The sequence below is a fragment of the Streptomyces sp. NPDC047117 genome, from assembly GCF_040643545.1.
In the GTDB taxonomy this organism is placed as follows: Bacteria; Actinomycetota; Actinomycetes; order Streptomycetales; family Streptomycetaceae; genus Streptomyces.
This window is the reverse complement of sequence record NZ_JBEYUN010000001.1, coordinates 531,320-553,936: the sequence shown is the minus strand read 5'-3', so window position 1 is coordinate 553,936 and position 22,617 is coordinate 531,320. Positions and strand designations below refer to the sequence as shown.

Genomic DNA, 22,617 nt, shown 5'->3' with positions numbered 1-22,617 from the left:
TGACGGAACGAAACTTAGGTTAGGCTAACCATATGTGGAGAATGCAAGAAGCCCGGGGTGAGACCACGGGCCGCCGCTTCGGCCGGCGCCCACCGCCCGAAGCCGGCCCCGTGGCGTGGGCCGCCCTCGGCCTCGTCGTCCTCTTCCTCGGACTCGCCCTGCTCTCTCTCCTCATCGGAACGGGCAACAGCTCGCCCGCCCGCGCCTGGGACTACCTCCTCGGCGACCCCGCCGCCCGCGCCGACACCCAACTGCGCCTGGCGCTCCTGGACGTGCGCCTGCCGCGCACCCTCGCCGCCGTCCTGGTCGGGGTCTGCCTGGGCGCTTCCGGCTGCCTGCTCCAGGCCGCGACCCGCAACCCGCTCGCGGAGACCGGCCTGCTCGGCGTCAACTCCGGTGCCGCCTTCGCCGTCGTCCTCGGCCTCACCTTCTTCGGCGCCACCTCGCCGGCCGCGCTGCTGGTCTGGGCGCTCGTCGGCGGCACGGCCGCCAGCGCCGTCGTCCTCCTGCTCGCCGCTTCCGGCCGCGCCGCCGGCTCCCCGCTGCGGCTCGTCCTGGCCGGATCGGCGCTGGGTGCCACCTTCCACGGCCTCACCGCCTACGTCCTGCTCGGTACGCAGTCGACCTTCGACACGTACCGGTACTGGACGATCGGCTCCCTTGCCGGAGTGCAGGTCTCCGACCTGCTGCCGCTGCTGCCGCCGGCAGCCGTCGGCCTGCTCACCGCGCTGGGCTGCGCCCGGCCGCTGTCCGCACTGGGCCTCGGCGACGACAGTGCCCGCTCGCTCGGCCACCACCCCGGCCGGATCCGCCTGGTGGTGGCCGGCGCGGTGTCGCTGCTCGTCGGCTGCGCGGTCGCCGTCGCCGGGCCCATCGCCTTCCTCGGCCTGCTCGCTCCGTACGCGGCGCGCGCCGTCGCAGGCGCCCGGATGACCGCGACACTCGTCCTGTCCGCGCTGGTCGCGGCCGATGTCATGCTCCTCGCCGACATCCTCGCGCGCGTCGTCATCCGGCCCTGGGAAACCCCGGTCAGCGTGCTGCTCGCCTTCGTCGGCGGGCCGCTGCTCATCTGGATCGCGCGCTCGGCCCGGCTCTCCACCGCGGGAGCCTCGGCATGACCGAGGTGACCCCGCCGGACAGCGTCGTACTGCGCACCGGCACCCTCTCGTGGCTCCTGCCCCGCCGCAGCGCACTGGCCGCGGCGCTCCTCGTACCCCTCGTCGCGGTCCTCGTCTGCCTCGGCGTGCTGGCGAGTTCGACCGGCATGAGCCTGCCGCAGACCGTCTCCGGGCTGCTGGGCACGGGCGACCCGGGCACCGTGATGATCGTCCGGGACTTCCGGCTGCCGCGCGTCCTCGTCGGGCTGCTGGTCGGCGCCGCGCTCGGCGTCGCCGGCTGCCTGACCCAGACCCTGGCCGGCAACCGGCTGGCCACCCCCGACCTCATCGGCGTCAACGAGGGCGCGACCGCGGCGGTCGTCGCCTCCGTCGCCGGCTCCGCGACCGGCATGGTGGGGGACTGGTGGCTCGGGCCCCTGGGTGCCGTGGCCGCCGCCGCGATCGTGGTGCTGTGCGCGGGCGGCGCGGGCGCGGCCGGCTACCGCGTACTCGTGGTCGGCATCGGCGTCTCCACGTTCATCGGCGCCGTCAGCGACCTCATCATGTCCCGGGAGAACGACAACACCGCGGGCGGCGTGTTCCTGTGGGCCGTCGGCAGCTTGAACGGCCGCGACGGCGGCGTCGGCGTACCGCTCTCGCTCGCCCTGCTCTTCCTCCTCCCGCTCGCCCTGGCGGCCGGACACCGGCTGCAACTCCTGCGCTTCGACGACGACATGGCGGCCTCCCTGGGCGTCGATCTGCGGCGCGTACGGGCGGCCGCGCTCGCCGTGGCCGTCGCGCTGGCGGGCCTCGCCGTCGGCATCGGCGGCCCCATCGCCTTCGTCGCCCTGGCGGCCCCCGTCGTCGCGCAGCGACTGGCCGGCCCCACCCGCGTACCGATCACCGGCTCCGCCCTGACCGGAGCCGCGCTCATCGCCGCCGCCGACGCGCTGGGGCGCGTCATCGCCCCTGTCGAGCTGCCCGTCGGCGTCGTCACCAGCGTCCTCGGCGGACCGTTCCTTCTTTGGGTCCTCTTCCGTACGGAACGGGCCACCGGAAAGGCGTGAACACTCCCATGACCGACCCCCTGACCGCCACGGCGCCGGGCCTCGAAGTCCGGTCCCTGCACGCCGGTTACCCCGGCCGTCCCGCCGTCCGGGACGTCGACCTCACCGTCCCCGCCGGCCAGGTCGCCGTCGTCGTCGGCCCCAATGGCTGCGGGAAGTCCACCCTGCTGCGCACCGCCGCCCGGCTGCACCGGCCCGAGTCCGGCACCGTGCTGGCCGGCGGTGAGGACATCTGGAAACTCGGCCAACGGCAGGCAGCCCACCGGGTCGCCCTGCTGCCCCAGTCGCCGCGCGCCCCCGAGGCCGTCACCGTGGCCGGGCTGGTCCGCTACGGCCGCCACCCGCACCAGGGACTGCTGCGGCAGTGGTCGCGCGCCGACGAGGACGCCGTACGCGAGGCACTGGCGGCCACCGGCACCACCGAACTAACCGCCGAACGCCTCGACCGGCTCTCCGGCGGGCAGCGTCAGCGCTGCTGGCTGGCGATGGTCCTCGCCCAGCACACCCCCGTCATCCTCCTCGACGAGCCCACCAGCGCCCTCGACCCGGGCCACGCCGTCGACGTACTGGAACTCGTCCGCGAGGTCGCCGCGGCGGGGCGCACCGTCGTCATGGTCCAGCACGACCTGGCCGCCGCCGCCCGCTACGCCGACACGCTCGTGGCCATGAAGGATGGGCGCGTCGTCGCGCAGGGCGCACCCCGCGACATCGTCGACGAGGCACTGATCAAGGAGGTCTACGGCCTGGAGGCGGACATCCTGCCGGCCCCCGGCGACGGCTCGCCGGTCGTCGTCCCGCGCGCCCGTTCAGGAGCGGCCGTGTGACGTGTTCGGTGTGACCGGCGCCAGCCAGATGCCGGTGATCGCGTCGCTGAGCCCGCTCGCGTACTCGGGCCAAGTGGAGGCGGTGGCCTGGGTGTTGCCGGCGAGGGCGCGTTCCCGCTCGGCCAGCATGTGCATCAGCAGGTGCCGGGCCATCTCGCCGCGCTCGATCCGTACGGGCAGCGGCAGGTCCGGCAGGCAGCGGTTGAGTCCGTCGAGCGTCTGCTGGATCGTCGGCCCGAACGTCTCGTCGATCATGATCTCGCGCAGTACCGGGTCGGTCATCACCTGGATGGCGAACCGCGCGAACCACGTGGGGCTGTCCAGCTCGGCCAGATGATCGGTGGAGGGGCGGACGAGGCACGCCACCCAGTCCCGTACGTCCTCGGAATCGCCGGTCTCGGCCAGCATCGCCTGCCGCAGCTCGTCGATCCGCCGGGCGTGCTTGCGGACGATCGCCCGCAGCAGGTCGTTCTTGGTGCCGAAGTGGTAGCCGACGGCGGCGTTGTTGCCCTGCCCCGCGGCCTCGCTGACCTGGCGGTTGGAGACGGCGAACACACCGTGCTCGGCGAACATGCGCTCCGCGACGGTGAGGATCGTCTCTCTGGTGCCCTCGGCCCGCCCGGACCGGGTCGTCCTGCCGGCCATCACGCTTCCCTTCGGTTCCCTACGTCTGGGCTCAGTGAACGTGGCCGGTCGGGCTGAGTCAAACGACTGAAGGGGAGTGGTGGCGGCCTCGGCGTCGAGGGGCCAGTCGGGCCACCTGGTGCAACCGCCCGCCGGGCGCCGAGCGGAAAAGGGGACGACGGGCGCTTTCCGGACGCGTCCGGGGGAGTGGTCCGGATCATCGGGCGGTGGTGGACAAGGCCGGCCGGCGGCCCACGGCCGAACGGACAGTGGGCGGGGCATCGGACGAGGCGGCCACCCGGGAGGGCCGAGGCCGTACTGAAGGGCGAGCGGTCACCTGGACCGGTGGGAACGGCCCACCGCCGTTCCCGCCGGGCCAGGTGAGCGGCGTCATACGGCCCGTTTCTGGGGTCCCGCTCAACACCGCGGAAAAATGTGCCCGAAATCAGAGGTGCGAAAGATGCGTTTCTGGGTACTGGGGTGCGGCTGCCCGGACTTGGCCGACGGCGGGGCAGCGCAGGTGGATCTTTGCGTGCTTGACTGCGCTCGGTAAGATTTGCCGGGCCGAAGAAGCTCGGGAAAGGTGGCTTCCGGTCGCAGCAGACCCTTGCCGGGGGCCACCCGGAATCGCCGTTGACCTGGAAGGACCGTGGTTTTGAGTTCCATCGAGACCGGCGCGCGGGAGCTTGTCGCCGGTGCGTTGGAGGCAGAGGCCGACGACATCGCCGACCGCTGGGTGCAGTTGCAGCTGACGCGGGCCGAGCAGGGCACCGACCTGAGCGAGAGCCTGCTGCGGGAGGAGGCCGACGGACTCGTCGGTGTGCTCGGCGCCGGTCTGCGCAGTGACGCGCCTGTGGAGCGGGTGGTCGCCACCCACCAGGACCTGCGCCGCGCGGTGTCCGAGTTCTCCATGCGCAGGGCCCGCAAGGGCGCGTCGCCGACCGCGACGTCCATGGCGGTGCTCACCCTCAAGGAGGCACTGCTGGAGGCGGTGCAGCGGCGGACGCACGACGGCGACGAGCTGTTCGCCGCCGCTCTGCTGATCAACCAGCTGCTGGACAGGGCCGGGGCACTCAGCTTCGACACGTTCGTCGAGGGCCGCGAGGAGATCATCCGGCGGCAGAGCCGGCAGCTGCTGGAGGTCTCCACGCCCGTGGTGCGCCTGTGGCGCCAGGTGCTCGCCGTCCCGCTGATCGGCACCCTGGACACCGCCCGCACCCAAGTCGTCATGGAGAACCTCCTCCAGGCGATCCAGGAGCACGAGGCGCGAATCGCGATCATCGACATCACCGGTGTCCCCACGGTGGACACCGCGGTCGCGCAGCACCTCATGCACACGGTCAACGCCGTACGGCTGATGGGCGCCGACTGCGTGATCAGCGGCATCCGGCCGCCCATCGCGCAGACCATCGCCCAGCTGGGCATCGACCTGTCCACCATCCTCACCCGTGCCACGCTCGCCGACGCGCTGTCCGCGGCCATCGAGCTCAGGGACTCGCCCGCTTCGGCCACCCTGACGGAGCGATGACCGTGCCCGCATCGACCGGAGTGCCGATCCTCCGCCTCGGCGACGTCCTGGTGACGGGGCTGCTCAACGAGCTCGACGACAAGACGGCTGTCGCCTTCGCCGACGAGCTGACCGAGCGGATCTCGGCCGACGGCGCGCGCGGCGTACTGATCGACATCTCCCGGCTGGAGATCATCGACTCCTACGTGGCACGGATGCTGATGGAACTGACCACGATGTCCCGCCTGCTCGGCGCGCGGGTCATAGTGGCCGGCATGCAGCCGCCCGTCGCCATCACCCTGGTCGAGCTCGGCCTCCAGCTGACCGGTGTGGAGACCGCGCTCAACGCCGAACAGGGCCTCACCGCCCTGGGCTGGCACCGAAGTCCCCAGGCACCCGAGGGAGTCTTGCGTGACGCCCATAGGTGAACTGCACGCGGACGTCGCCGACTTGACCGGCGCCGGACCGGAAGAGGTGGTCACCGGCGGCAGAGAGACGCCGTCGATGTACCCCGTCGAGAGCGAGGAGGACCTGCTGGCCGTACGGCACGCCGTACGGGCGGCCACCATCCGTGCCGGTTTCGGGATCGTGGACCAGACGCGGGTGGTCACGGCAGCCAGCGAACTGGCCCGCAACGCCTACATCCACGGCGGGGGCGGCACCCTCACCATCGAGCACCCGGCCGCCGGCGACAAGGCGGGGCTGCGTCTGGTCGTGCGGGACAAGGGACCCGGCATCGCCGACCTGGAGACCGCCCTGACCGACGGCTACACCACGGGTGCCGGGCTGGGGCACGGCCTGGGCGGCGCGCGGCGGCTGATGGACGAGTTCGAGGTGGACAGCGTGGAAGGCCGTGGCACGACCGTCGTGGCCACACGGTGGGCGAGCCGTTGACCGACCCTTCCGTCCCGCCCACCCTCGCCGTCCGTATCGATCATTACAGCGCGGTTCACGTCGCGGCCCGGACCGCCGGCCGGCTCGCCGAGCGGTCGGGGCTGCCCGGCGCGCTGCCCGACCAGGCCGCGGTCATCGCGTCCGAACTGGGCAGCAACCTCGCCAAACACGCCACGGACGGCGTCCTCTACCTCCAGCAACTGCCCACGGGCGGCGGCCTGGAGGTGCTCGCCGCCGACCGCGGCCCCGGCATGCCCGAGCTGGAGCGCTGTCTCGCGGACGGCTTCAGCACCACCGGCACGCTCGGCGCCGGCCTGGGCGCGGTACGCCGGATAGCGTCCCACTTCAGCATCCGCAGCGGCTCCGCCGAGGGCACGCTGGCCTGCGCCCGGCTCTGCGCACCGGATCAGCTCCCGGCATGCGACGGCGGGGTGGGCGCGGTGTGCCTGCCCGCCGACGGCGAGCAGGAGAGCGGTGACGCCTGCACGGTCATCGACACGGGCGACTTCCGTACCGCGATGGTCGTCGACGGCCTGGGCCACGGGGCGCCAGCGGCCGAGGCCGCGCAGACGGCGCTGCGGGCCTTCCGCCGGGTACCGGACGCACCGCTGCCGGACATTCTCACCACCGTCCACCGAGCCCTGCGGCGCACCCGCGGGGCCGCGGTGGGCCTGCTGCGGCTGCACGAGGAGCGCGGCGAGTACTGCGGCGTCGGCAACATCCGCGTCCTGGCGCTCGGCCCGGAAGGCGTCCACCACCGGCTCACCGGCCGCCCCGGCATCGCCGGCCTGCAAATGCCCACCGGCGGCCGGGTCAGCGACATCCCGCTGGGCCCGGCCACGATCGCCGTGCTGTACACGGACGGCATCAACCACCGCTGGAGCCAGACGCCCCCGCTCTTCACCCTCAGGCTGCCGCCGCCGCTGCTGGCCGCCTCCCTCGCACACGGACACCGGATCCCCCGCGACGACGCGACCGTACTGGCCGCCACTCCCCGACAGAGAATGCCGTGACCCCGCAGACCTTTCACACACTGCCGGCGCTCCGCTGTGCGGTGCGCCGCCTCGGCGACGCCCACCGGCTGCCCATCGAGACCCGGGCCCGGCTGGTCCTCGCCATATCTGCGGTCGCGCAGCAGGAGTTCCAAGCGGGCGGCTACACCGTTCTGGAGACGCTGCCCGCACGGCAGAGCGAGGAGCCGAGTCCGCTGACCGTCATCCTGCGCGCTCCGCTCAAGCGCTGCCTGCTGCCCACCTCGGGCCTGCCGCTGCCCGCGCAGGCCACCACCGACGGCGCCGCGGTCTGGCGCGTCACGCCCGGCGCGCCTCCCGGCTCCGGCGGGCTCGGCGGCGTGCCCGCCGAAGGGCTCGGCCAGGACGGTGGCGCGCTGTCGGCGGTCGTCGACGGGCGGCAGGCCGTGGAGGCGGACGGGGACCGGGCCGCGCGGCAGGACGGGGCGGGGCAGCCGCCGGCTCCCTCGGCCGAGGTCGCCGCGCTGGAGGAGGAGCTGCGCGCCGCCCTCGCGCACGTGGACGCCGTCAACGCGGAGCACCAGCGCCTCAAGCACGAACTCGCCGAGACCAACAGCGGCGTGCTCGCCCTCTACGTCCAGCTCGAAGAGCGCGACGAGCAGCTGCGCAACGCGCACGGCAAGATGCTGCGCGAGCTGGAGGACGCCCTGCGGCCGTCCCCCATCGCCGTCGAGGGCCTGGAGCTGGCGGTGCACTACGCGCCGGCCGAGGCGGCAGCGCCGACCGGCGGCGACTTCTACGACTGGTTCGTCCTGCCCGACGGAACCGTGCACATCACCGTCGTGGACGCCCTCGGGCACGGCGTACGCAGTACCAAGAGCGCGCTCAACGTCACCCATGCCGTCCGCACGCTGGCCCTCGAAGGCCACCCGCTGCACTTCATCGTCGAACGGGTCAACGAAGTCCTCGCGCCCTTCGACCCCGACCTGATGGCGACGGTGCTGCTGGCCAGGATCGAGCCGGCGACCGGCCGCCTCCAGCTCGCCAACGGGAGCCACCCGCCCGCCCTCGTGCTGCGCGCGGACGGCACGGGGGAGTACCAGGAGGCGCGCGGGCGGGGCATCGGCTTCCCCGTACCCGGCAGCGACAAGGTGCTCGACACCCGCCTCGCGGCCGGCGATCTCCTCATGCTCTACACCGACGGCCTGACCGAGAGCCGCCGCGACCCGCTGGAGGGCGAACGCCGGCTCATCGACAGCGCCCGGAACCACCGGCACCTGCCGATCGACGAGATCCCCGGCGCCATCGCCGAGGACATGCACCGCGTCATACTCCACTCCGACGACACCCTCGCCCTGGCCGTACGGGTCGTCCACCCGGGCTGAGCGGGCGCGGCGCAGAACGGTGAGGCCCCCGGCGCGCCGGGGGCCTCACCGTTCCGCTACGCCTGCGGAGCGGCCGGGGCGGTGTCGATGGCGGCCAGGGCGTCCGCCACGGTCGCGTAGACGGGGCTGGTGGCGCTCAGCCCCGTCAGGTCCAGCAGCCGGCTCACGGCGGGCGTCACGGCCGCGACGTAGAGGTTGCCGGACACCTGCCGCGCCTCCCGGGTCGCGCGCAGCAGGACGTTCAGGCCCATGGAGTCCATGAAGTCCAGGGCGGCCAGGTCCAGTACAAGGTGCTTGCGGCCGTGGTGGAGCTGGTTGACCAGATGGTGGTGGAGCAAGGTCGCCGAGTCGAGGTCCAGCTCACCGCCGACGGTGACGACGGCGGTGTCGGAGCTCCGGACCTCGACCTCGACCTCGACGTTCAGTGCTTCGTTGTCGGTGGACACGAGCGCGGTACCTCCTGTGGGGGTGGCCGGCCCGAGTGCCGGCCGGTCGGGTCGGCCGGGTACGCGGGCGCGGGTGTGCTGACGGTTCCCACTCACGTACTGCCCCGAATGGGGGACTTAAACATGTGTCACCCCGAGAAGAATTCCGCGCCCCACCCGGCGCACGACCTGCGGAAGGGGCCGTGCCGCAGGCACGTGCCTCGGCCCTCTTCCGGGCGGGCCGGTGTGAGAGCTGCCACGGCGGGCACCAGCACCTCCGAACATGGCGACGCGGAACAGCACAGTGCGGGACGGAACCCGTACCATGCGACAAGTGTGCGCATGCTTCCGCCGCGCCCACAGCGGGATACCGGTGCGTACCGGAGGAACGAGCGGGATGATCACGAGTTCGCAGGAGGCCGACGTCTCCCAGGCCAGGCGCGCCACAGCCGCCTTCCTGTCGGAGCAATGTCCATGGGTGGACCGGGATGCGGTGGTGCTCGTGGTGTCCGAGCTGATCGCCAACGCCGAGCGGCACGCCTCGGGCTGGTGGCGGCTGAACGTCTCGGTGCAGGAGGGCTTCCTGGTGGTGGAGCTCCACGACGCGAGCGCCGCGGCACCCGTCGCCCGCCAGGGCGACCTGGGCGGCGCGGGCGGCCACGGCTGGCACATCGTCCAGCGGCTGGCCACCGACGTGGAGGTCGTGGACCTGCCGGGCGGCAAGTCGGTACGCGCCCGCTGGCAGCAGTCGGCGAACGCCCTGTGCGCCTGACGGCCGGGAGCGGCGTACCGGGACGTTGACGCCACGGACGTCAACGCCCGGTGGCAGGCGGAGATGGCGACCTTCTTCGAGACCCTTGACGGCGTGCGGCCGGACGAGGCCATGCGCCCGCTGACCGAGGTGTTCCACCTCGACTGACACGCGGCGTCCTGATCGACGTACGGCAGCGGCTCTCAGCTGCTGCTCGGCGCGTCCGTGTCATCCGGTACGCGGTCCTGTCCGCAGTCCCGTTCCCGCTCGCGGCGGCGCTGCCGGGAGGCGCGCAGATTGGCGGCGTTGCCGCAGCCGCGCGTGGAGTGCCAGACCCCGCTGTTGTTGCGCGAGCGGTCGTAGAACGCGCCGCCGCACTTCTCGTTGCGGCAGATCTTCAGCCGCTGCCAGACCCCGGTGGCCTGCGCCAGCAGTGCCTCGCCCAGTACCGCGGAGGTCAGCCAGCGCCAGCCCTCGCCCTCGGGCTCGGCGGTCAGCGCCGCGTCCCCGTGCAGGCTGACCCGGAGCGTGCACGAGGTGAAGCGCACGGCGTCGGCGTCCGCCGCGCCCTGCCGGGCGGTCAGCGCCCGCCGCAGCTGTTCGCGCAGCCGCCGCAGCTCCGGCAGATCCTCTTCGGTGAGCGTCAGCCGCACTCGGCCGCGCCCGGTGCCCTCGGCCCAGGAGCGCAGCGCCGTCGCGGCCCACTCCTGCGCGGACGCCACCTCCGCCAGCAGGTCGGGCTGACGTGGCCGTCCGCCGGACGCGGTGTTCAGCAGATCCTGGACGAGGCCGAGGCCGCCGGGCACGGCGGTGGGGTAGTAGCGCTCGGTGGCCGGCCAGTTCATGCGCCCATGGTACGCGTCCGGATATCGACAGCCGGTATTCGACGGGAGGGGATGACAGGGGGCCATGACATGAGCGTAAGCTTTTGCTCATGTCGTCCGGGGCAGTCCCGGACCGCACTGTCCACACCCACATCAGGAGGACATGTGACTGCCGGGATCGAGCACCGCTTCGTCGAGGTCAACGGGGTCAAGCTGCACATCGCGGAGCAGGGCGAAGGACCTCTGGTCGTCCTGCTGCACGGCTTTCCGGAGAGCTGGTACTCCTGGCGCCACCAGTTCGGGCCGCTGGTCGAGGCCGGATACCGGGTCGTCGCGCCCGATCAGCGGGGGTACGCCCGCAGTGCGCAGCCCGCCGACGCCGACGCGTACAGCCTGCTGCACCTCACCGGCGACGTGATCGCCCTGATCCACGCGCTGGGCGAGGAGCGGGCCGTGGTCGTCGGGCACGACTGGGGCGCGCCGGTCGCCTGGACGACGGCCATGCTCCGCCCGGACGTCGTACGGGCCGTCGCCGGCCTCAGCGTGCCGCCGGTGCTGCCCGGCGGGATGGCGCCGCCGTCCGTCAGCCGGAAGCAGTACGGCGACCGCTACTACCAGGTCTACTTCCAGCAGCCGGGCGTCGCGGACGCCGAGCTGGCCCGGGACCTGCCCTCGACCTTCCGCCGGATGCTGTTCAACGGTTCGGGCGACAACCCCGCCAACGAGAAGCCGCGCCCGTGGGTCGTCCCCGAGGGCGCCTCGCTGCTCGGTACCGGCCCGGACCCCGAGCTGCCGTCCTGGCTCACCCCGGAAGACATCGACGCCTTCGCCCGCGACTACGCGAACCATGGCGACCGGGCCTTCACCGGGCCCCTGAACTGGTACCGCAACATCGAGCGGAACAACGAACTCCTGGAGGTCTTCCGCGGCCGCGGCATCGACGTACCGGCGCTGTACGTCACCGGCGACCGCGACATGGTCACCTCCCTGCGCGGCATCGACCGGATCGTCGACTCCCTCGACAAGGTCGCGCCGAAGCTGCACCGCAAGGTGACGCTCCCCGGCTGCGGCCACTGGACCCAGCAGGAGCGCCCCGCCGAGGTCAACGAGGCGCTGCTGGACTTCCTCGGCCACCTGCCGAAGGAGGACTGACCCGCACGCCTGGGGCAACGGGGCCGTGCCGCGCGACTGTTCACGCGGCACGGCCCTCGCGTGCCGCCTCCGTCAGACGGCCGACCAGGCGTCGTCGACCGGGAGGACGGCGCCGTTGATGAACGCCGCCGCGTCGGACGCCAGGAAGACGAGGGCGTCCGCCTGCTCCTCGGCGCTGCCCAGCCGGCCGATGTTCGCGCCGATCAACTGGCCGATGACGGTGGGCCCGTGCGCATCGGGCACCGCGTCGACGCTGATGTTGGTGGCGGTGGGGCCGGGGGCTATGGCGTTGGCCCGTATGCCCTGCTTCCGGTACGTCACGGCGAGGCTCTTCACCAGGCCGACCACACCGTGCTTGGAAGCGGTGTAGGCCGCGCCCGCCGCGCCGCCCCGCAGCCCGGCCTCGGACGCGGTGAAGACGATCGACCCACGCCCGGCGTCGAGCATGTGCGGCAGCACGGCGCGCGTCAGCAGGAAGGGCGCGGTCAGGTTGATCCGCACGACGCGCTCCCACTCCGCGTCGTCGGTCTCACCCAGCGCCGACATCCGGTCCATGATCCCGGCGTTGTTCACCAGGACGTCCAGGCCGCCGAATTCCGCGACGGCCCGCTCGACGACCGCGTCCACCACCTGCTGGTCGCTGAGGTCACCGGCGACGGCCAGCGCCGTGCCACCGGCCTTCCCGATCTCGCGGACGACGTCCTCGGCGCCGTCCCCGTTCAGGTCCGCGACCAGTACCCGGGCACCCTCCGCCGCGAACTTCAGGGCAGCGGCACGGCCGATGCCGGAAGCGGCTCCGGTGACCACGACACCACGTCCCGACAGGCCTGTCTTCGTCATGGGGTTTCCTCTCCGCCGGGGACTCCGGCACGGTGAACGGTGGCTCCCTCGCGGGGAGAGAGGCGCAGTACGGTTCCCTCGCCGTTGGCCGCAAGCAGCAGCGAGCCGTCGGGCGCCGCGGCGAGGCCGGCGAACTGCCGCGGCACGCCGGGCATGCCGTGGGTGAACAGCGCCGGATCGGTACGGGACCCGGTGCCCGGCGGCAGCCCGACCGGCAGGTCCTCGGCCTCGATCCGGTGCGCCCCGGTGGTGAGCGACACCGCCCGCAGCTTCCGCGAGCCGGTCTCCACGACGAAGACCTCGTCGCCCAGCACGGCCAGCCCCTGCGGGGCGTCGAGCCCCGCCACGACGGTTTCGGCCCGGCCGTCCTCGATCCCGAGCACGGCGCCGCGCCGCTCGTCGCTCACGTAACAGCGCCCCGCGGCGTCGAACGCCACATCCACGGGCTGGTCGAGTCCTTCGGCGAGCACGGTCACGGTGTCGTGCCCCGCCCCGTCCCCTTCGCGGCTCTCGTCCAGTTCACTGCTCTCATCGAGGGCCAGGACCCGGCCGGCGTCCGTCTCCGCGACGGCCAGCCCGCCGTCCGGCCGTACGGCGATGCCCGTGGGCCGCCGCAGCCCGGCCGCCCGGACACGGGTGGTGCCGCGCTCGGGGTCGTAGGTGGTGACCTCGCCGTACTGCGAGGTGAGGTGCAGCAGCCCGTCGGCGGCGGTGATGCCGTGCGCGAAGGGCCGCAGCACGTGCGTGGTGACCTCGTCCGTGCCGTCCGCCGCGCGGCTCTCCGGCCCGGCCACGCGGTAGTGGTCGGCCGCGTACACCGTGCCGCCCAGGTCCACGGTGACCCCGAAGGGGCCGTCGAGGCCGCGGGGCACGATCTCCCGCGTCCGGCCGTCGGGGTGCAGCTCAGTGATGCCGCCGGTGGCGAAGCTGGAGACGAACATCCGGTTCTCGGTGTCGAACGCCGCGTTGTCGAGGCCCACGAGCCCGCTGGTGACGAGGGACCGGGAGCCCGTGCCGTGCAGGTCGATGCGGGTCACGATGCCGGACCGGCCCCGGGACAGGACCATCAGGACACCGCCCCGGTCGAAGCGGACCGCGACCGGTTCGTGCACGTCCTCGGCGACCACTTCCGGGCTACCGCCGTCCGGCGGGATCCGCCAGACCTGGCCCGTCACCATGTGCGGGTAGTACAGGTGGCCGTCGGGGCCGAGCTGCATCGCGTTGCCCAGGGCCAGCCCCTCGGTGAGCACTTTCGGCGCTCGACCGCTGTCCGGGAACAGCTCCAGCAGCCGGCCGTTCATCCGCATCTCGTTCACGAAGAGCCGGTCGCCGATGCAGGTGATGCCGTTGGGCACCTGCACCTCGTCGGAGACGAGGCGGTACTCGCCCTGCGGGGTGCGGCGCCACACCCGCCCCGGCACCAGGTCGGTGATGTACATCGAGCCGTCGGCGCCGAAGGCGAGGTCGTCCGGCGACTGCACCGGACCGTCCATCGGCACGATCGTCTCGACGTCCCCGGTGGCCGGGTCCACGGCGCTGATCTGCCCGGCCAGGAACTGCGCGGCGTACAGCCGCCCGTCGGGCCCGAACGCGACACCGTTCGAACCCCACAGCGGGCTGGGCAGGTTGAGCCGCCGCACGTCCCACCGCGTACTGTCCGAGGCCGGTGCGGACGCGGTGGAGCCGTACCGGCTGGAATGCTCCGTCATCGTCGCGCTCCTCCGCAGGCCTCGTCCGGACCGGCCTCGACGAGCACCTCGTCCAGGCCGCCGTTGGCGCGCCACTCCCGGAGCAGCGCGTGGAAGGCGACCGGCCCGTCCCCGTACGACTCGCTGCGTTTCCGCGGCATGCCTTCGTTGTTGTAGTAGCCGGGGGTGCACTCGGCCTGGAACGCGTACAGGTCGGGTGCCTTCTCGCGGATCGTCGCGACCCAGGCGGCCTCGGCCTCGGCGGTGGGCTCCACGTACCGGGCCCGCCGCGCGCGTGCCCCGGCGACGACCTCGGCGACATGGGTCGCCTGCTCGTCGAGGATGTGCACGTAATTCACCGAGCTGGCGTTCTGCAGCGGGCCGAGCTGGAAGAGGTTGGGGAAGCCGTGGCTGTAGAAGCCGTGCAGCGTCCGGGGGCCCTCCCGCCACGCCTCGGGCAGGGCGATGCCTCCTCTGCCGTGCACCGGCAGCCGTCCGGAGGTGATGCCCGAGACGCCGACCTGGAAGCCGGTGCCGAAAATGATGCAGTCGACCTCGTACGAGACGCCGCCGACCACCACGGCGTTCTCGGTGATCCGCTCCACGCCGTGGCTGTCGGCGGTGTCCACCAGGGTGACGTTGGGCCGGTTGAAGGTCTGCAGGTAACTGTCGCTGAACGTGGGCCGCTTGCACATGTAGCGGTACCACGGCTTGAGCAGTTCGGCCGTCCTCGGGTCCGTGACGACCTCGTCGACCCGCGCCCGGATCTCGTCCATCTTCTGGTGGTCGGCGAGTTCGTAGGCGCGCTCCCGCTCCTCGGACGGCACGTCCCGGTAGCTGTCGCTCGGGATGAGCTTCTGCTGGAGCCGGGCGCTGCTGGTCCAGCCGTCGTCGATCAGGTCCTCCTCGACCCGGCCGCCGGTGACGAGGGTGAGGAAGTTGTCCCTGCGCTCCCGCGTCCAGCCGGGGGAGAGGGCGGCGGCCCACTCGGGGTCCGTGGGGCGGTTGCCGCGCACGTCGACCGAGGACGGCGTCCGCTGGAACACGTACAGCCGCTCCGCGTCCGCGCCGAGGTGGGGCACGCACTGGATGGCCGTGGCGCCCGTGCCGATCAGGGCGACCCGCTTGTCGGCCAGCTTGTGCAGGCCGCCGTCGGCGTCACCGCCGGTGTAGGCGTAGTCCCAGCGGCTGGTGTGGAACGTGTGCCCCCGGAACGTCTCGATGCCGGGGATGCCCGGGAGCTTGGCCTCGCTCAGCGTGCCGCTGGCCGTGATCACGTACCGGGCCCTGATCAGGTCGTCCCGGTCGGTGCTCACCAGCCACTCGTCCGTCTCGTCGGCCCAGCGCAGCCCGGTCACCTGCGTCTGGAACACGGCGTCGCGGTAGAGGCCGAAGGTGCGCGCGATGGCCTGTGCGTGCTGCCGTATCTCCTCGCCCGGCGCGTACTTCCACTTCGGGACGTAGCCGACCTCCTCCAGCAGCGGCATGTAGATGTACGACTCGATGTCGCAGTGGATGCCGGGGTACCGGTTCCAGTACCAGGTGCCGCCGAAGTCGCCGCCCTTCTCGATGATCCGGATCGACTCCACGCCCGCCTGACGGAGGCGGGCGCCCGCGAGGAGGCCGCCGAACCCGCCGCCGAGGACGACCGCTTCGACCGCGTCGCGCAGCGGCTCACGGGCGGGCGCGGCCTCGGTGTACGGGTCCTCGTCGTAGTACCCGAACCGGCCGGTGACGGGCTGGTACTGGCGGCCGCCCTCGGGCCGGATCCGGCGTTCCCGTTCGGCCCGGTAGCGGGCCTTGAGGGCGTCGAGGTCGAGTGCGGGTTCCCCGGCGGGGGCGGAGCCGGACGGACTGTGGGGGTAGGACATCGGCGGTCCTGTTCCTCTCTGTAGCGGTGCTGCGGTACGGGCTGTCAGCCGTGCCGCGGTGCGGAGGCGAGGTGTCCGGGTTCGGTCCCGGTGGCCGGGCCGGCGTCGGCGGCGGCGCGCGGCCCGCCCGGTATGGCGGCCGCGATCGCGACGGCGATCAGCGCGACGCCGCAGCCGACGAGCAGGGCGGTGCGGAAGCCGCTCTCGGAGGTGAAGGTGTGGCCGCCCGCCGTGGTGGTCAGCTGGGCGAGGATCACGCCGATCACGGCGGCGCCGGCCGAGGTGCCCAGCGAGCGCATCAGGGTGTTGAAGCCGTTGGCCGCGGCGGTCTCCGACTGCGGCACCGCACTCATGATGAGCGCGGGCATGGAGCCGTACGCGAGGCCCACCCCGCTGTTGATCACGAGGGCGAAGAGCATCATGCCCCAGGCGGTGCCCATCAGCACCATGGACAGCCCGTAGCCGGCGGCGATGACCAGGGCGCCGCAGATCAGCGTGAACTTCGGGCCGCGGGCGTCGGTGAGCTTTCCGCCGAGCGGGGAGACGAGCATCATCATGATGCCGCCGGGCGCCATCCACAGGCCCGCCGCGAGCATCGACTGCCCCAGGCCGTAACCGGTGGCCTCGGGGAACTGGAGCAGCTGCGGCATCACGAGCATGCCGGCGTACATGCCGAAGCCGACGAAGACCGAGGCGGCGTTGGTGAGCAGCACGCGGGGGCGTGCGGTGGTGCGCAGGTCTATCAGCGGGTCCCGCGTACGCAGCTCCCACCAGCCCCAGAGAGCCAGGACCACGACGGCGGCGGCGAGGAGGCCGAGCGTGGTGGCCGAACTCCAGCCCCAGTCGGCCCCCTTGGAGACCGCGAGCAGCAGGCAGACCAGGCCTATGCCGAGTCCGATGGCGCCGGGCCCGTCGAAGCGCTGGCCCTTGGCGCCGGCCGGCACGTCCGGGATGAAGCACCACAGCAGGGCGGCGACCACCACGGCCAGCCCGGCGCAGCCCCAGAAGAGCGCGCGCCAGCTCGCGTACTGGGCGACGGCGGCGGCGATCGGCAGGCCGAGTCCGCCGCCGATGCCCATCGACGCACTGACCAGCGCGATGGAGGAGCTGAGCTGCTCCTTCGGGACCACATCGCGCAGGAGGGCGATGCCGAGCGGCACCATGCCCATCCCCATGCCCTGGAGGCACCGTCCGGCGATCATCGGGAGTACGGAGGAGGCGAGCGCGCACACCACTGAGCCGGCCACCAGCGGCACGGCGCACACGAGCAGCATCCGGCGCTTGCCGACCAGGTCACCGAGCCGGCCGAAGACGGGGACGCAGACGGCGCCCACCACCAGAGTTGCGGTGATCACCCAGGCGGCGTTGGAGGCGCTGGTGTGCAGGATCGTCGGCAGCTCGGCGAGGAGCGGGGTGACCAGCGTCTGCGTGGTCGCCGCCGTGATGCCGGCGACCGCCAGCGTGGCGACCACGCCACCTGGGCGGGATGTCGAGCGTGGGGCGTCCATGGCGGACTCCTTGACTGTGTTCGCGGCACCACGACTGTGCTCGCAGCGATGTGCATCGTACACGTCGCATGTATGGGCCACATTGTGTGCGTGATGCATCTTCGTGAGAGGATGACGGCAAGGAGCCACCCAGAGGCGCGATGCGTCGGCGGCGCGGCAGGAGCGGGAAGCAGGAGGCGGCGGGACGCATGGTCAGGCCGACGCACGAGGTCGAGTACGAGCAGATGCTGCTCAGCCGTCACACGTTCTTGAACAAGCGGGGCGGCCGGCACAAGGACGGCGCGCTGGAGCGCAGCGCCTACGTCCTGCTCAGCCGCATCCGCATGCAGGGGCCGATGTCGATCGGCGAGCTGAGCGACGCCTTCGGCCTCGACGCCTCCACCCTCAACCGGCAGACGGCCGCGGCGATGCGCGCCGGACTCGTCGAGCGCATCCCCGACCCCGCCGGGGGCATGGCCCGCAAGTTCCGGATCACGGACAAGGGCACGCAGATGCTCGACGAGGAACGCGAGGACCTGATCCACATACTGGACGACATCCTGGTGGACTGGACCGACGAGGACATCGCGGCCTTCGCCGGCTACCTGCGGCGCTTCAACACCGGCATCGAGCGCATCGGCGGCCGCCCCTGGCCGCGTCCGTGACCGGCAGGTCCGCCCCGGCTCCCGTACGCCGCTGAGGAAGTCCCCCGCACAGTCGCGCAGGGGTTGCCACGGCGCACGACAGGGGGCACAGGGACTGACGGTGCGCCTGCAGTGCAACGGGACGACCGGGGAGAAAAGTTCGCTTTCGAAGTATGCGGGCACTCCTGCGGTGCGGCCGGCGAGCGGGGAGCGCGACGACCGCATCCGGGTGGGACGAACCGAAGGGTGGGCAATGATCCAGGTGACCGTGGCGCACGACGTGGACCTCTTCCGGTCGGCGCTCGTGGCGCTATTACGCGCGGAGCCGTCTTTCGAGGTGACTGCGGTGCCTTGTCGGAACTGGCACCGGCAGGCAGTGGCGCTCCGCTCCGACGTGGCCGTACTGGACTGTCAGTCCTCCGGCGCCGCGGCGGCCTTGGAGGCGTTCGGCCGGTTCCGGCCGCACGCCCGCCGCGTGGGGGAGCTGCTCGTGCTGGTACCGACGGGACGGCCGAGGCTGCTGCTCAAGGCATGCGACGCAGGTGCCCGTGCCTTCGTGGACCGCGACGGGGATGTGGGCACCCTGGTGAAGGCGATCCGGACGCTCGCCGAGGGCGAGAGCTTCGTCGACGACTCCCTCGCCCTGGACTTCCTCCGGGCCAAGGACATGCCGCTGTCGGCCAGAGAGGTGACCGTCCTGTCCCTCACCGCCGACGGCCAGGCGACGTCCGACATCGCACGGATTCTCAACCTCTCGATCGGCACCGTGCGCAACTACTTGGCCGCGGCGACGCGCAAGGTGAACGCCCGCAACCGTATGGACGCCATCCGCCTCTGCCGGCAGCACGGCTGGATATGAGCATCCCGGTGCGGACCTCAGCGGCCTGCGCCGCCGCTCCAGACGCCGACGAGATCCCGGTAGAGGGGCGAAGCGGCCAACAGCTCGTCATGGGTGCCCGACGCGGGCCTCGTCCCGTCCAGGACCAGCACCCGGTCGGCGCGCCGGGCCGAGGAGAGCCGGTGGGCCACCACGATCAGCGTGCCCGGCCGCGCGGCGAGTGCCGTCTCGGCGCGCTCCTCCTCCCGCGGGGACAGGTGGCAGGTCGCCTCGTCGAGAAGGAGCAGCGGGGCGGCGGAGAGATGGGCGCGGGCAAGGGCGAACAGCTGGCGTTCCCCCTGAGAGAGCCGATGCGGCTCGACGGCCGCCGACAGCCCGCCGAGCCCGTCCACCAGCCGGTGCAGGCTCAGCGCTTCGAGGGTGGCGTCCAGTTCCCCGTCCGTGGCCTCCGGCCGCAGATAGCAGAGGTTTTCCCGGACGGTGCCGCTGCAGACGTAGGCCTCCTGCGGTACGAGCGACCGCCGCCGCGCCAGCTCCTCCGGGGGGCGGCCCACGACCGTACCGCCGTCCACCAGGATCTCACCCGCCTGCGGGGTCAGCATCCCTGAGACGAGTGCGGTCAGGGTGGACTTCCCGATCCCGCTGGGCCCCACCACGGCCAGGTGCTCCCCGTGCCGCACGGTGAGGTCCAGCCGTTCCAGCACGGGGCGGGCCCCGTATCCGAAGGTCACGGAGCGGAGTTCGACGGCGGGCGGGCGCGCCCCCACGGCGTCGCGTACGGGAGCGGGCGGGGAGGCGGCAGTTCTGAGCGGGCCCGCTCCCGCGGTACCCGGCGTGGCCGGAACCGGCCGGGTTCCCGGTCCGTCAACGGGGTGCGGGCGGTGTGCCGGGGAGGGGGCCCCACCGGCCAGCCGGTCGAGTACCACCAGCAGCCGGGTTCCCGTGGCGCCGAGTGCGGTCATGAGCGTGTTGAGCGCAGGCAGCAGGGACTGGGTCAGATAGGTGAGGGCGCCGACCAGGGCTCCGGCGGTGACACCGTTCCGCAGCAGCCACGGCGCACCGGCCAGCAACGACAGCACCGGAAGGTGCGCCGAGACGCCGAGTGCCACGGTGCGCGCCGCCGACCACCGGGCCAGCGCCCGGGACGCGGCGGCCTCGGCCGCGACGAGCTCCGTCAACTCCTCTGCGGTGCGCGGGCCGGCACCGCAGGCGGTGATGTCCCGCAGCCCTTCGCAGGTCCGTCCGGCAGCGGCCGCCAGCGCCTCGTCGGCGTCGAGATAGGCTCGCTGCCGCGCCGCCATGGGGGAGAGCACCGCGAGGAACAGGCCGGTGCCCAGCACGAGCGGCAGCACCACGAACGGCAGCAGCAGAGGAGCGAGCGCCCCCAGCCCGAGCAGCGCGCCCGCCGCGGTGAACACGAACGAGCGCAGGGTGAGCAGCACCCCGGCGAAGCCGTCCCGTGCCGCCTCCGTCTGCCCGGTGAGCCGGGAGACCGCCGCGGTGTCGGCACGGGCGGGGTCGGCGAGCGCACCGGCCAGCGCACCGCGCACCGTACGTCGAACGAGTCCGTCGCGCAGCGGCTCCACCAGCCCGGCCAGGCCCGTGAACACCCCGCGGACGGCGAAGCCGCCCAGTACGGCGGCGGTTGCCGCGGCCGCCAGCCAGAGCAGGCCGGTCACCGGACGCCCTGCCAGGAAACCGTCGTCCAGCGCGCGCGCCGCGCCGTACCCGCCGAGGAAGGTGTGCCCGGACTCCAGGAGCGACCAGCCCGCGAGCACGGCGAGCGGACGCAGGTGCTGCCCGAGGAAGCGGCGGCCGGGCCGCCACAGGCGCCGCACCGGCCTCCCCGCTCCCCGCTCCGCACGAGCCCGTGCCTGCGCGCCCCGCTGCCGGCCGAGGGGCACCGCGCGCTCGTCGAGGGCGCTCACCGGCCGGTTCCGGTCGTCGTCGGCACGGCGAAGTTGGCGCGGTAATCCGGGTCCTGCCACAGTTGCCGGTGGGTTCCGGTGGCCCGCACCGTTCCCTTCTCCAGCCACACCACCGTGTCGGCGAGGGCGGCGCACGACGGGCGGTGCGCAACGATGAGCCGGGTACGGGCCCGCACCTCACCGGAGACCAGTGCGCGGTTGACCTGCTGTTCGGTGACCGTGTCGAGGCTGGACGTGGCATCGTCCATGATCAGGAAGCGCTCGCTTCCGGCGAAGGCACGGGCGAGACCGAGCCGTTGACGTTCACCGCCGGAGAGGGGGGCCGCTTCGAGCGGGGTGCGGTAGCCGTGCGGCAGCAGTGTGACGAAGCCGTCCGCACCGGCCGCGCGCGCCGCCCTGCGTACGTCCTGCGGCGGGTACCGCCGGGGACCGCAGGCGAGGGCGTCCTCGATGGTGCGGCCGAAGAGCGCGGGGCGCGCGAACGCGGTGCCGATCGCGCGCCGGGTCTCCTGGTGGGTCAGGTCGGCCAGCGGTACGCCGTCCAGGGTCACCGTTCCGGTGTCCGGATCGAGCAGCCGTCCGGCCACGGCGGCCAGCAGTGTCTTGCCGGAACCCGAGGGCCCGACGACGGCGGTGGTGGTGCCGCCCGGCAGCCGCAGCGAGGGAATGTCGAGCAGCCGTGTGCCGTCCCGGGTGACGGTGAGGCCACGCAGCTCCAGCGTGCCCTTGCCGTCGGCCGGCAGCCGTGCCTCGCCGTGGCGCAGCGCCGGGAGTTCTTCCAGCGTTCCCACGCGGCGCGCCGCAGTGCGCCCGCGTACCAGGGTGCTCAGGGCTCCGGTGACCGTGCCGATGCCCGCGGCGTAGGTCGCGTAACGGGACAGCGCGAGCAGCTCCCCGACGCTGATCTCCCCCGCGGCCAGCCGGAGTCCGCCCACGGCGAGTACCACGGTGGTCAGCAGCGGCATCAGGACGGTGCTGCCGGCCACGGCGAGCCCGTACACCCGCCACATGCGGCGGCCCTGCGCGCCGAGTTCGTCCAGCGGGGCCAGAATGCGTGCGCGCTCCAGGTCCCCGGTGCCGGCCGCTGCGATGGTCCGCGCGCCGGTCAGCGCTTCGGCCAGCCGACCGGCGATCGTGGCCTGCGTCCGCTGGTAGGCGGCGTTGCTGTCGGCGGTGCTCCGCATGAAGGAGCGCAACAGGAGCAGCAGCAGTGGGACGCCCGCGAGGAAGGCCAGCGCGGTCCAGGCGTCGATGACGAACAGGGCCACCAGCGCGCCCACCGGAGGCAGCACCGCGGTCACGGCGGTCACCGCCGTGACGGGCGCGGTGCCCGCGTCGGTGGTGTTCGCGGTCAGCCGGGTGGCCAGGTCGCCGGCGCCGAGCGACTCGGTGCGGTGCGGTTCGGCGGCCAGCAGCCGGCGGACGCCGCGCCGCCGCAGCCACGCGGTGGAACGGGCCGTGGCCGTGCCGCCGTGCCAGGCGACGGCGGTGTCCAGCCCGATCTCTGCGATGAGCAGTGCGGCGCAGGTCAGTACCGCCATGGTGCTGTGCGCACTGCCGGAGAGCAGCAGGTCGAGGGCGCGGCCGAGCACCGCGGGCACGGTGAGCGTCACACCTGCCGCCGCGGTGGCGCACAGCGCGACCACCACCAGCCGCCCTCCGCTGTGCCGGGCGGCGGCCCGCAGCAGGGGTCCGCCGCGGCCCGGCTCCGCCGTGCTCGCCGGGGGCGAGGCCATGGGTCCTCCTGGGAGAGTGCCGACATGCCTGGTTCCGGGCGGAGGACAACCCGCCCGGAACCAG

At 73.0% G+C, this 22,617-nt stretch carries 21 protein-coding genes and 1 pseudogene; 13 read left to right on the top strand and 9 right to left on the bottom strand.

The genetic code is table 11. The features are described from left to right. Positions 1–41 precede the first annotated feature (41 nt). Genes ABZ840_RS02600 through ABZ840_RS02590 form a run of 3 tightly spaced genes read left to right on the top strand, consistent with a single transcriptional unit; the run spans position 42 to position 2,988 of the window. Positions 42–1,118 (top strand): iron ABC transporter permease, encoded by a 1,077-nt coding sequence (locus ABZ840_RS02600; protein ID WP_361552399.1) that lies wholly within the window; start codon positions 42–44, stop codon positions 1,116–1,118. Continuing rightward, on the top strand, positions 1,115–2,164 hold the full coding sequence (locus ABZ840_RS02595; RefSeq protein ID WP_361552004.1) for an iron ABC transporter permease: 1,050 nt from the start codon (positions 1,115–1,117) through the stop codon (positions 2,162–2,164). Before ABZ840_RS02600 ends, ABZ840_RS02595 begins: the two co-directional genes overlap by 4 nt. An 8-nt stretch (positions 2,165–2,172) precedes the next feature. After that, positions 2,173–2,988: an ABC transporter ATP-binding protein gene (locus ABZ840_RS02590; protein ID WP_361552001.1), complete on the top strand. Its 816-nt coding sequence runs from the start codon at positions 2,173–2,175 to the stop codon at positions 2,986–2,988. Here ABZ840_RS02590 and ABZ840_RS02585 read toward each other — a convergent pair. Beyond that, positions 2,971–3,633: a TetR/AcrR family transcriptional regulator gene (locus ABZ840_RS02585; protein WP_361551998.1), complete on the bottom strand. Its 663-nt coding sequence runs from the start codon at positions 3,631–3,633 to the stop codon at positions 2,971–2,973. The genes ABZ840_RS02590 and ABZ840_RS02585 overlap by 18 nt on opposite strands. Positions 3,634–4,267: 634 nt before the next feature. Here ABZ840_RS02585 and ABZ840_RS02580 point away from each other — a divergent pair. From ABZ840_RS02580 to ABZ840_RS02560, 5 genes are read left to right on the top strand one after another with little or no spacing between them, the layout of a single operon-like run. After that, entirely contained in the window at positions 4,268–5,140 is an 873-nt protein-coding gene (locus ABZ840_RS02580; protein WP_361551995.1) for an STAS domain-containing protein, read from the top strand. Beyond that, the gene (locus ABZ840_RS02575; RefSeq protein WP_361551992.1) at positions 5,137–5,547 is read left to right on the top strand and encodes an STAS domain-containing protein; all 411 of its coding nucleotides are present in this window, start codon (positions 5,137–5,139) and stop codon (positions 5,545–5,547) included. The genes ABZ840_RS02580 and ABZ840_RS02575 overlap by 4 nt, the downstream gene beginning before the upstream one ends. 46 nt (positions 5,548–5,593) lie before the next feature. After that, positions 5,594–6,013, top strand: a complete 420-nt coding sequence (locus ABZ840_RS02570; RefSeq protein ID WP_361552396.1) for an anti-sigma regulatory factor — start codon at positions 5,594–5,596, stop codon at positions 6,011–6,013. Continuing rightward, positions 6,010–7,026, top strand: a complete 1,017-nt coding sequence (locus tag ABZ840_RS02565) for a SpoIIE family protein phosphatase (RefSeq protein ID WP_361551989.1) — start codon at positions 6,010–6,012, stop codon at positions 7,024–7,026. Before ABZ840_RS02570 ends, ABZ840_RS02565 begins: the two co-directional genes overlap by 4 nt. Beyond that, positions 7,023–8,369: a PP2C family protein-serine/threonine phosphatase gene (locus ABZ840_RS02560; RefSeq protein ID WP_361551986.1), complete on the top strand. Its 1,347-nt coding sequence runs from the start codon at positions 7,023–7,025 to the stop codon at positions 8,367–8,369. Before ABZ840_RS02565 ends, ABZ840_RS02560 begins: the two co-directional genes overlap by 4 nt. A 56-nt stretch (positions 8,370–8,425) precedes the next feature. Here the strand turns inward: ABZ840_RS02560 and ABZ840_RS02555 are convergent, their stop codons facing one another. Further along, on the bottom strand, positions 8,426–8,815 hold the full coding sequence (locus ABZ840_RS02555) for an STAS domain-containing protein (protein WP_361551983.1): 390 nt from the start codon (positions 8,813–8,815) through the stop codon (positions 8,426–8,428). Positions 8,816–9,191: 376 nt separating this feature from the next. On the opposite strand from ABZ840_RS02555, the gene ABZ840_RS02550 reads away from it, so the two are divergent. Together ABZ840_RS02550 and ABZ840_RS02545 are read left to right on the top strand one after the other, a co-directional pair. Further along, entirely contained in the window at positions 9,192–9,566 is a 375-nt protein-coding gene (locus tag ABZ840_RS02550) for an ATP-binding protein (RefSeq protein WP_361551980.1), read from the top strand. 24 nt (positions 9,567–9,590) lie between these two features. Further along, positions 9,591–9,713: pseudogene (locus ABZ840_RS02545) on the top strand (L-rhamnose mutarotase); the annotation flags it as partial. A gap of 35 nt (positions 9,714–9,748) precedes the next feature. Here the strand turns inward: ABZ840_RS02545 and ABZ840_RS02540 are convergent. Further along, positions 9,749–10,390: a CGNR zinc finger domain-containing protein gene (locus ABZ840_RS02540; protein ID WP_361551977.1), complete on the bottom strand. Its 642-nt coding sequence runs from the start codon at positions 10,388–10,390 to the stop codon at positions 9,749–9,751. Between the two features lie 144 nt (positions 10,391–10,534). Here ABZ840_RS02540 and ABZ840_RS02535 point away from each other — a divergent pair, with 144 nt between their 5' ends. Next, the gene (locus ABZ840_RS02535) at positions 10,535–11,521 is read left to right on the top strand and encodes an alpha/beta hydrolase (RefSeq protein ID WP_361551974.1); all 987 of its coding nucleotides are present in this window, start codon (positions 10,535–10,537) and stop codon (positions 11,519–11,521) included. A gap of 72 nt (positions 11,522–11,593) precedes the next feature. On the opposite strand, the gene ABZ840_RS02530 is transcribed toward ABZ840_RS02535, so the two are convergent. From ABZ840_RS02530 to ABZ840_RS02515, 4 genes are read right to left on the bottom strand one after another with little or no spacing between them, the layout of a single operon-like run. After that, positions 11,594–12,361: a glucose 1-dehydrogenase gene (locus ABZ840_RS02530; RefSeq protein WP_361551971.1), complete on the bottom strand. Its 768-nt coding sequence runs from the start codon at positions 12,359–12,361 to the stop codon at positions 11,594–11,596. After that, positions 12,358–14,070, bottom strand: a complete 1,713-nt coding sequence (locus ABZ840_RS02525) for a hypothetical protein (RefSeq protein WP_361551968.1) — start codon at positions 14,068–14,070, stop codon at positions 12,358–12,360. Before ABZ840_RS02525 ends, ABZ840_RS02530 begins: the two co-directional genes overlap by 4 nt. Beyond that, the gene (locus ABZ840_RS02520; RefSeq protein WP_361551965.1) at positions 14,067–15,920 is read right to left on the bottom strand and encodes an NAD(P)/FAD-dependent oxidoreductase; all 1,854 of its coding nucleotides are present in this window, start codon (positions 15,918–15,920) and stop codon (positions 14,067–14,069) included. The genes ABZ840_RS02525 and ABZ840_RS02520 overlap by 4 nt, the downstream gene beginning before the upstream one ends. Positions 15,921–15,964: 44 nt before the next feature. Beyond that, complete coding sequence (locus ABZ840_RS02515; protein WP_361551962.1) at positions 15,965–17,428, bottom strand: MFS transporter; 1,464 nt, start codon at positions 17,426–17,428, stop codon at positions 15,965–15,967. Between the two features lie 188 nt (positions 17,429–17,616). Here ABZ840_RS02515 and ABZ840_RS02510 point away from each other — a divergent pair, with 188 nt between their 5' ends. Together ABZ840_RS02510 and ABZ840_RS02505 are read left to right on the top strand one after the other, a co-directional pair. Beyond that, positions 17,617–18,072 carry a MarR family transcriptional regulator gene (locus ABZ840_RS02510; protein WP_361551959.1) on the top strand — a complete coding sequence of 152 codons (456 nt, stop codon included), beginning with the start codon at positions 17,617–17,619 and terminating at the stop codon, positions 18,070–18,072. 232 nt (positions 18,073–18,304) lie between these two features. Then, on the top strand, positions 18,305–18,910 hold the full coding sequence (locus tag ABZ840_RS02505; protein ID WP_361551956.1) for a response regulator transcription factor: 606 nt from the start codon (positions 18,305–18,307) through the stop codon (positions 18,908–18,910). 17 nt (positions 18,911–18,927) lie between these two features. On the opposite strand, the gene ABZ840_RS02500 is transcribed toward ABZ840_RS02505, so the two are convergent. Next, positions 18,928–20,667: an ABC transporter ATP-binding protein gene (locus tag ABZ840_RS02500; protein ID WP_361552393.1), complete on the bottom strand. Its 1,740-nt coding sequence runs from the start codon at positions 20,665–20,667 to the stop codon at positions 18,928–18,930. A gap of 146 nt (positions 20,668–20,813) precedes the next feature. Next, positions 20,814–22,553 (bottom strand): ABC transporter ATP-binding protein, encoded by a 1,740-nt coding sequence (locus tag ABZ840_RS02495; protein WP_361551953.1) that lies wholly within the window; start codon positions 22,551–22,553, stop codon positions 20,814–20,816. Positions 22,554–22,617 lie beyond the last annotated feature (64 nt).

Bases quoted from the DNA above. Each gene is read 5' to 3' on its own strand.
- ABZ840_RS02575 (WP_361551992.1), top strand. From the start codon at position 5,137: ATGACCGTGCCCGCATCGACCGGAGTGCCGATCCTCCGCCTCGGCGAC.
- ABZ840_RS02540 (WP_361551977.1), bottom strand. From the start codon at position 10,390: ATGAACTGGCCGGCCACCGAGCGCTACTACCCCACCGCCGTGCCCGGC.
- ABZ840_RS02495 (WP_361551953.1), bottom strand. From the start codon at position 22,553: ATGGCCTCGCCCCCGGCGAGCACGGCGGAGCCGGGCCGCGGCGGACCC.
- ABZ840_RS02510 (WP_361551959.1), top strand. From the start codon at position 17,617: ATGGTCAGGCCGACGCACGAGGTCGAGTACGAGCAGATGCTGCTCAGC.
- ABZ840_RS02595 (WP_361552004.1), top strand. From the start codon at position 1,115: ATGACCGAGGTGACCCCGCCGGACAGCGTCGTACTGCGCACCGGCACC.
- ABZ840_RS02600 (WP_361552399.1), top strand. From the start codon at position 42: ATGCAAGAAGCCCGGGGTGAGACCACGGGCCGCCGCTTCGGCCGGCGC.
- ABZ840_RS02525 (WP_361551968.1), bottom strand. From the start codon at position 14,070: ATGACGGAGCATTCCAGCCGGTACGGCTCCACCGCGTCCGCACCGGCC.
- ABZ840_RS02550 (WP_361551980.1), top strand. From the start codon at position 9,192: ATGATCACGAGTTCGCAGGAGGCCGACGTCTCCCAGGCCAGGCGCGCC.
- ABZ840_RS02505 (WP_361551956.1), top strand. From the start codon at position 18,305: ATGATCCAGGTGACCGTGGCGCACGACGTGGACCTCTTCCGGTCGGCG.
- ABZ840_RS02590 (WP_361552001.1), top strand. From the start codon at position 2,173: ATGACCGACCCCCTGACCGCCACGGCGCCGGGCCTCGAAGTCCGGTCC.
- ABZ840_RS02530 (WP_361551971.1), bottom strand. From the start codon at position 12,361: ATGACGAAGACAGGCCTGTCGGGACGTGGTGTCGTGGTCACCGGAGCC.
- ABZ840_RS02515 (WP_361551962.1), bottom strand. From the start codon at position 17,428: ATGGACGCCCCACGCTCGACATCCCGCCCAGGTGGCGTGGTCGCCACG.
- ABZ840_RS02520 (WP_361551965.1), bottom strand. From the start codon at position 15,920: ATGTCCTACCCCCACAGTCCGTCCGGCTCCGCCCCCGCCGGGGAACCC.
- ABZ840_RS02585 (WP_361551998.1), bottom strand. From the start codon at position 3,633: ATGGCCGGCAGGACGACCCGGTCCGGGCGGGCCGAGGGCACCAGAGAG.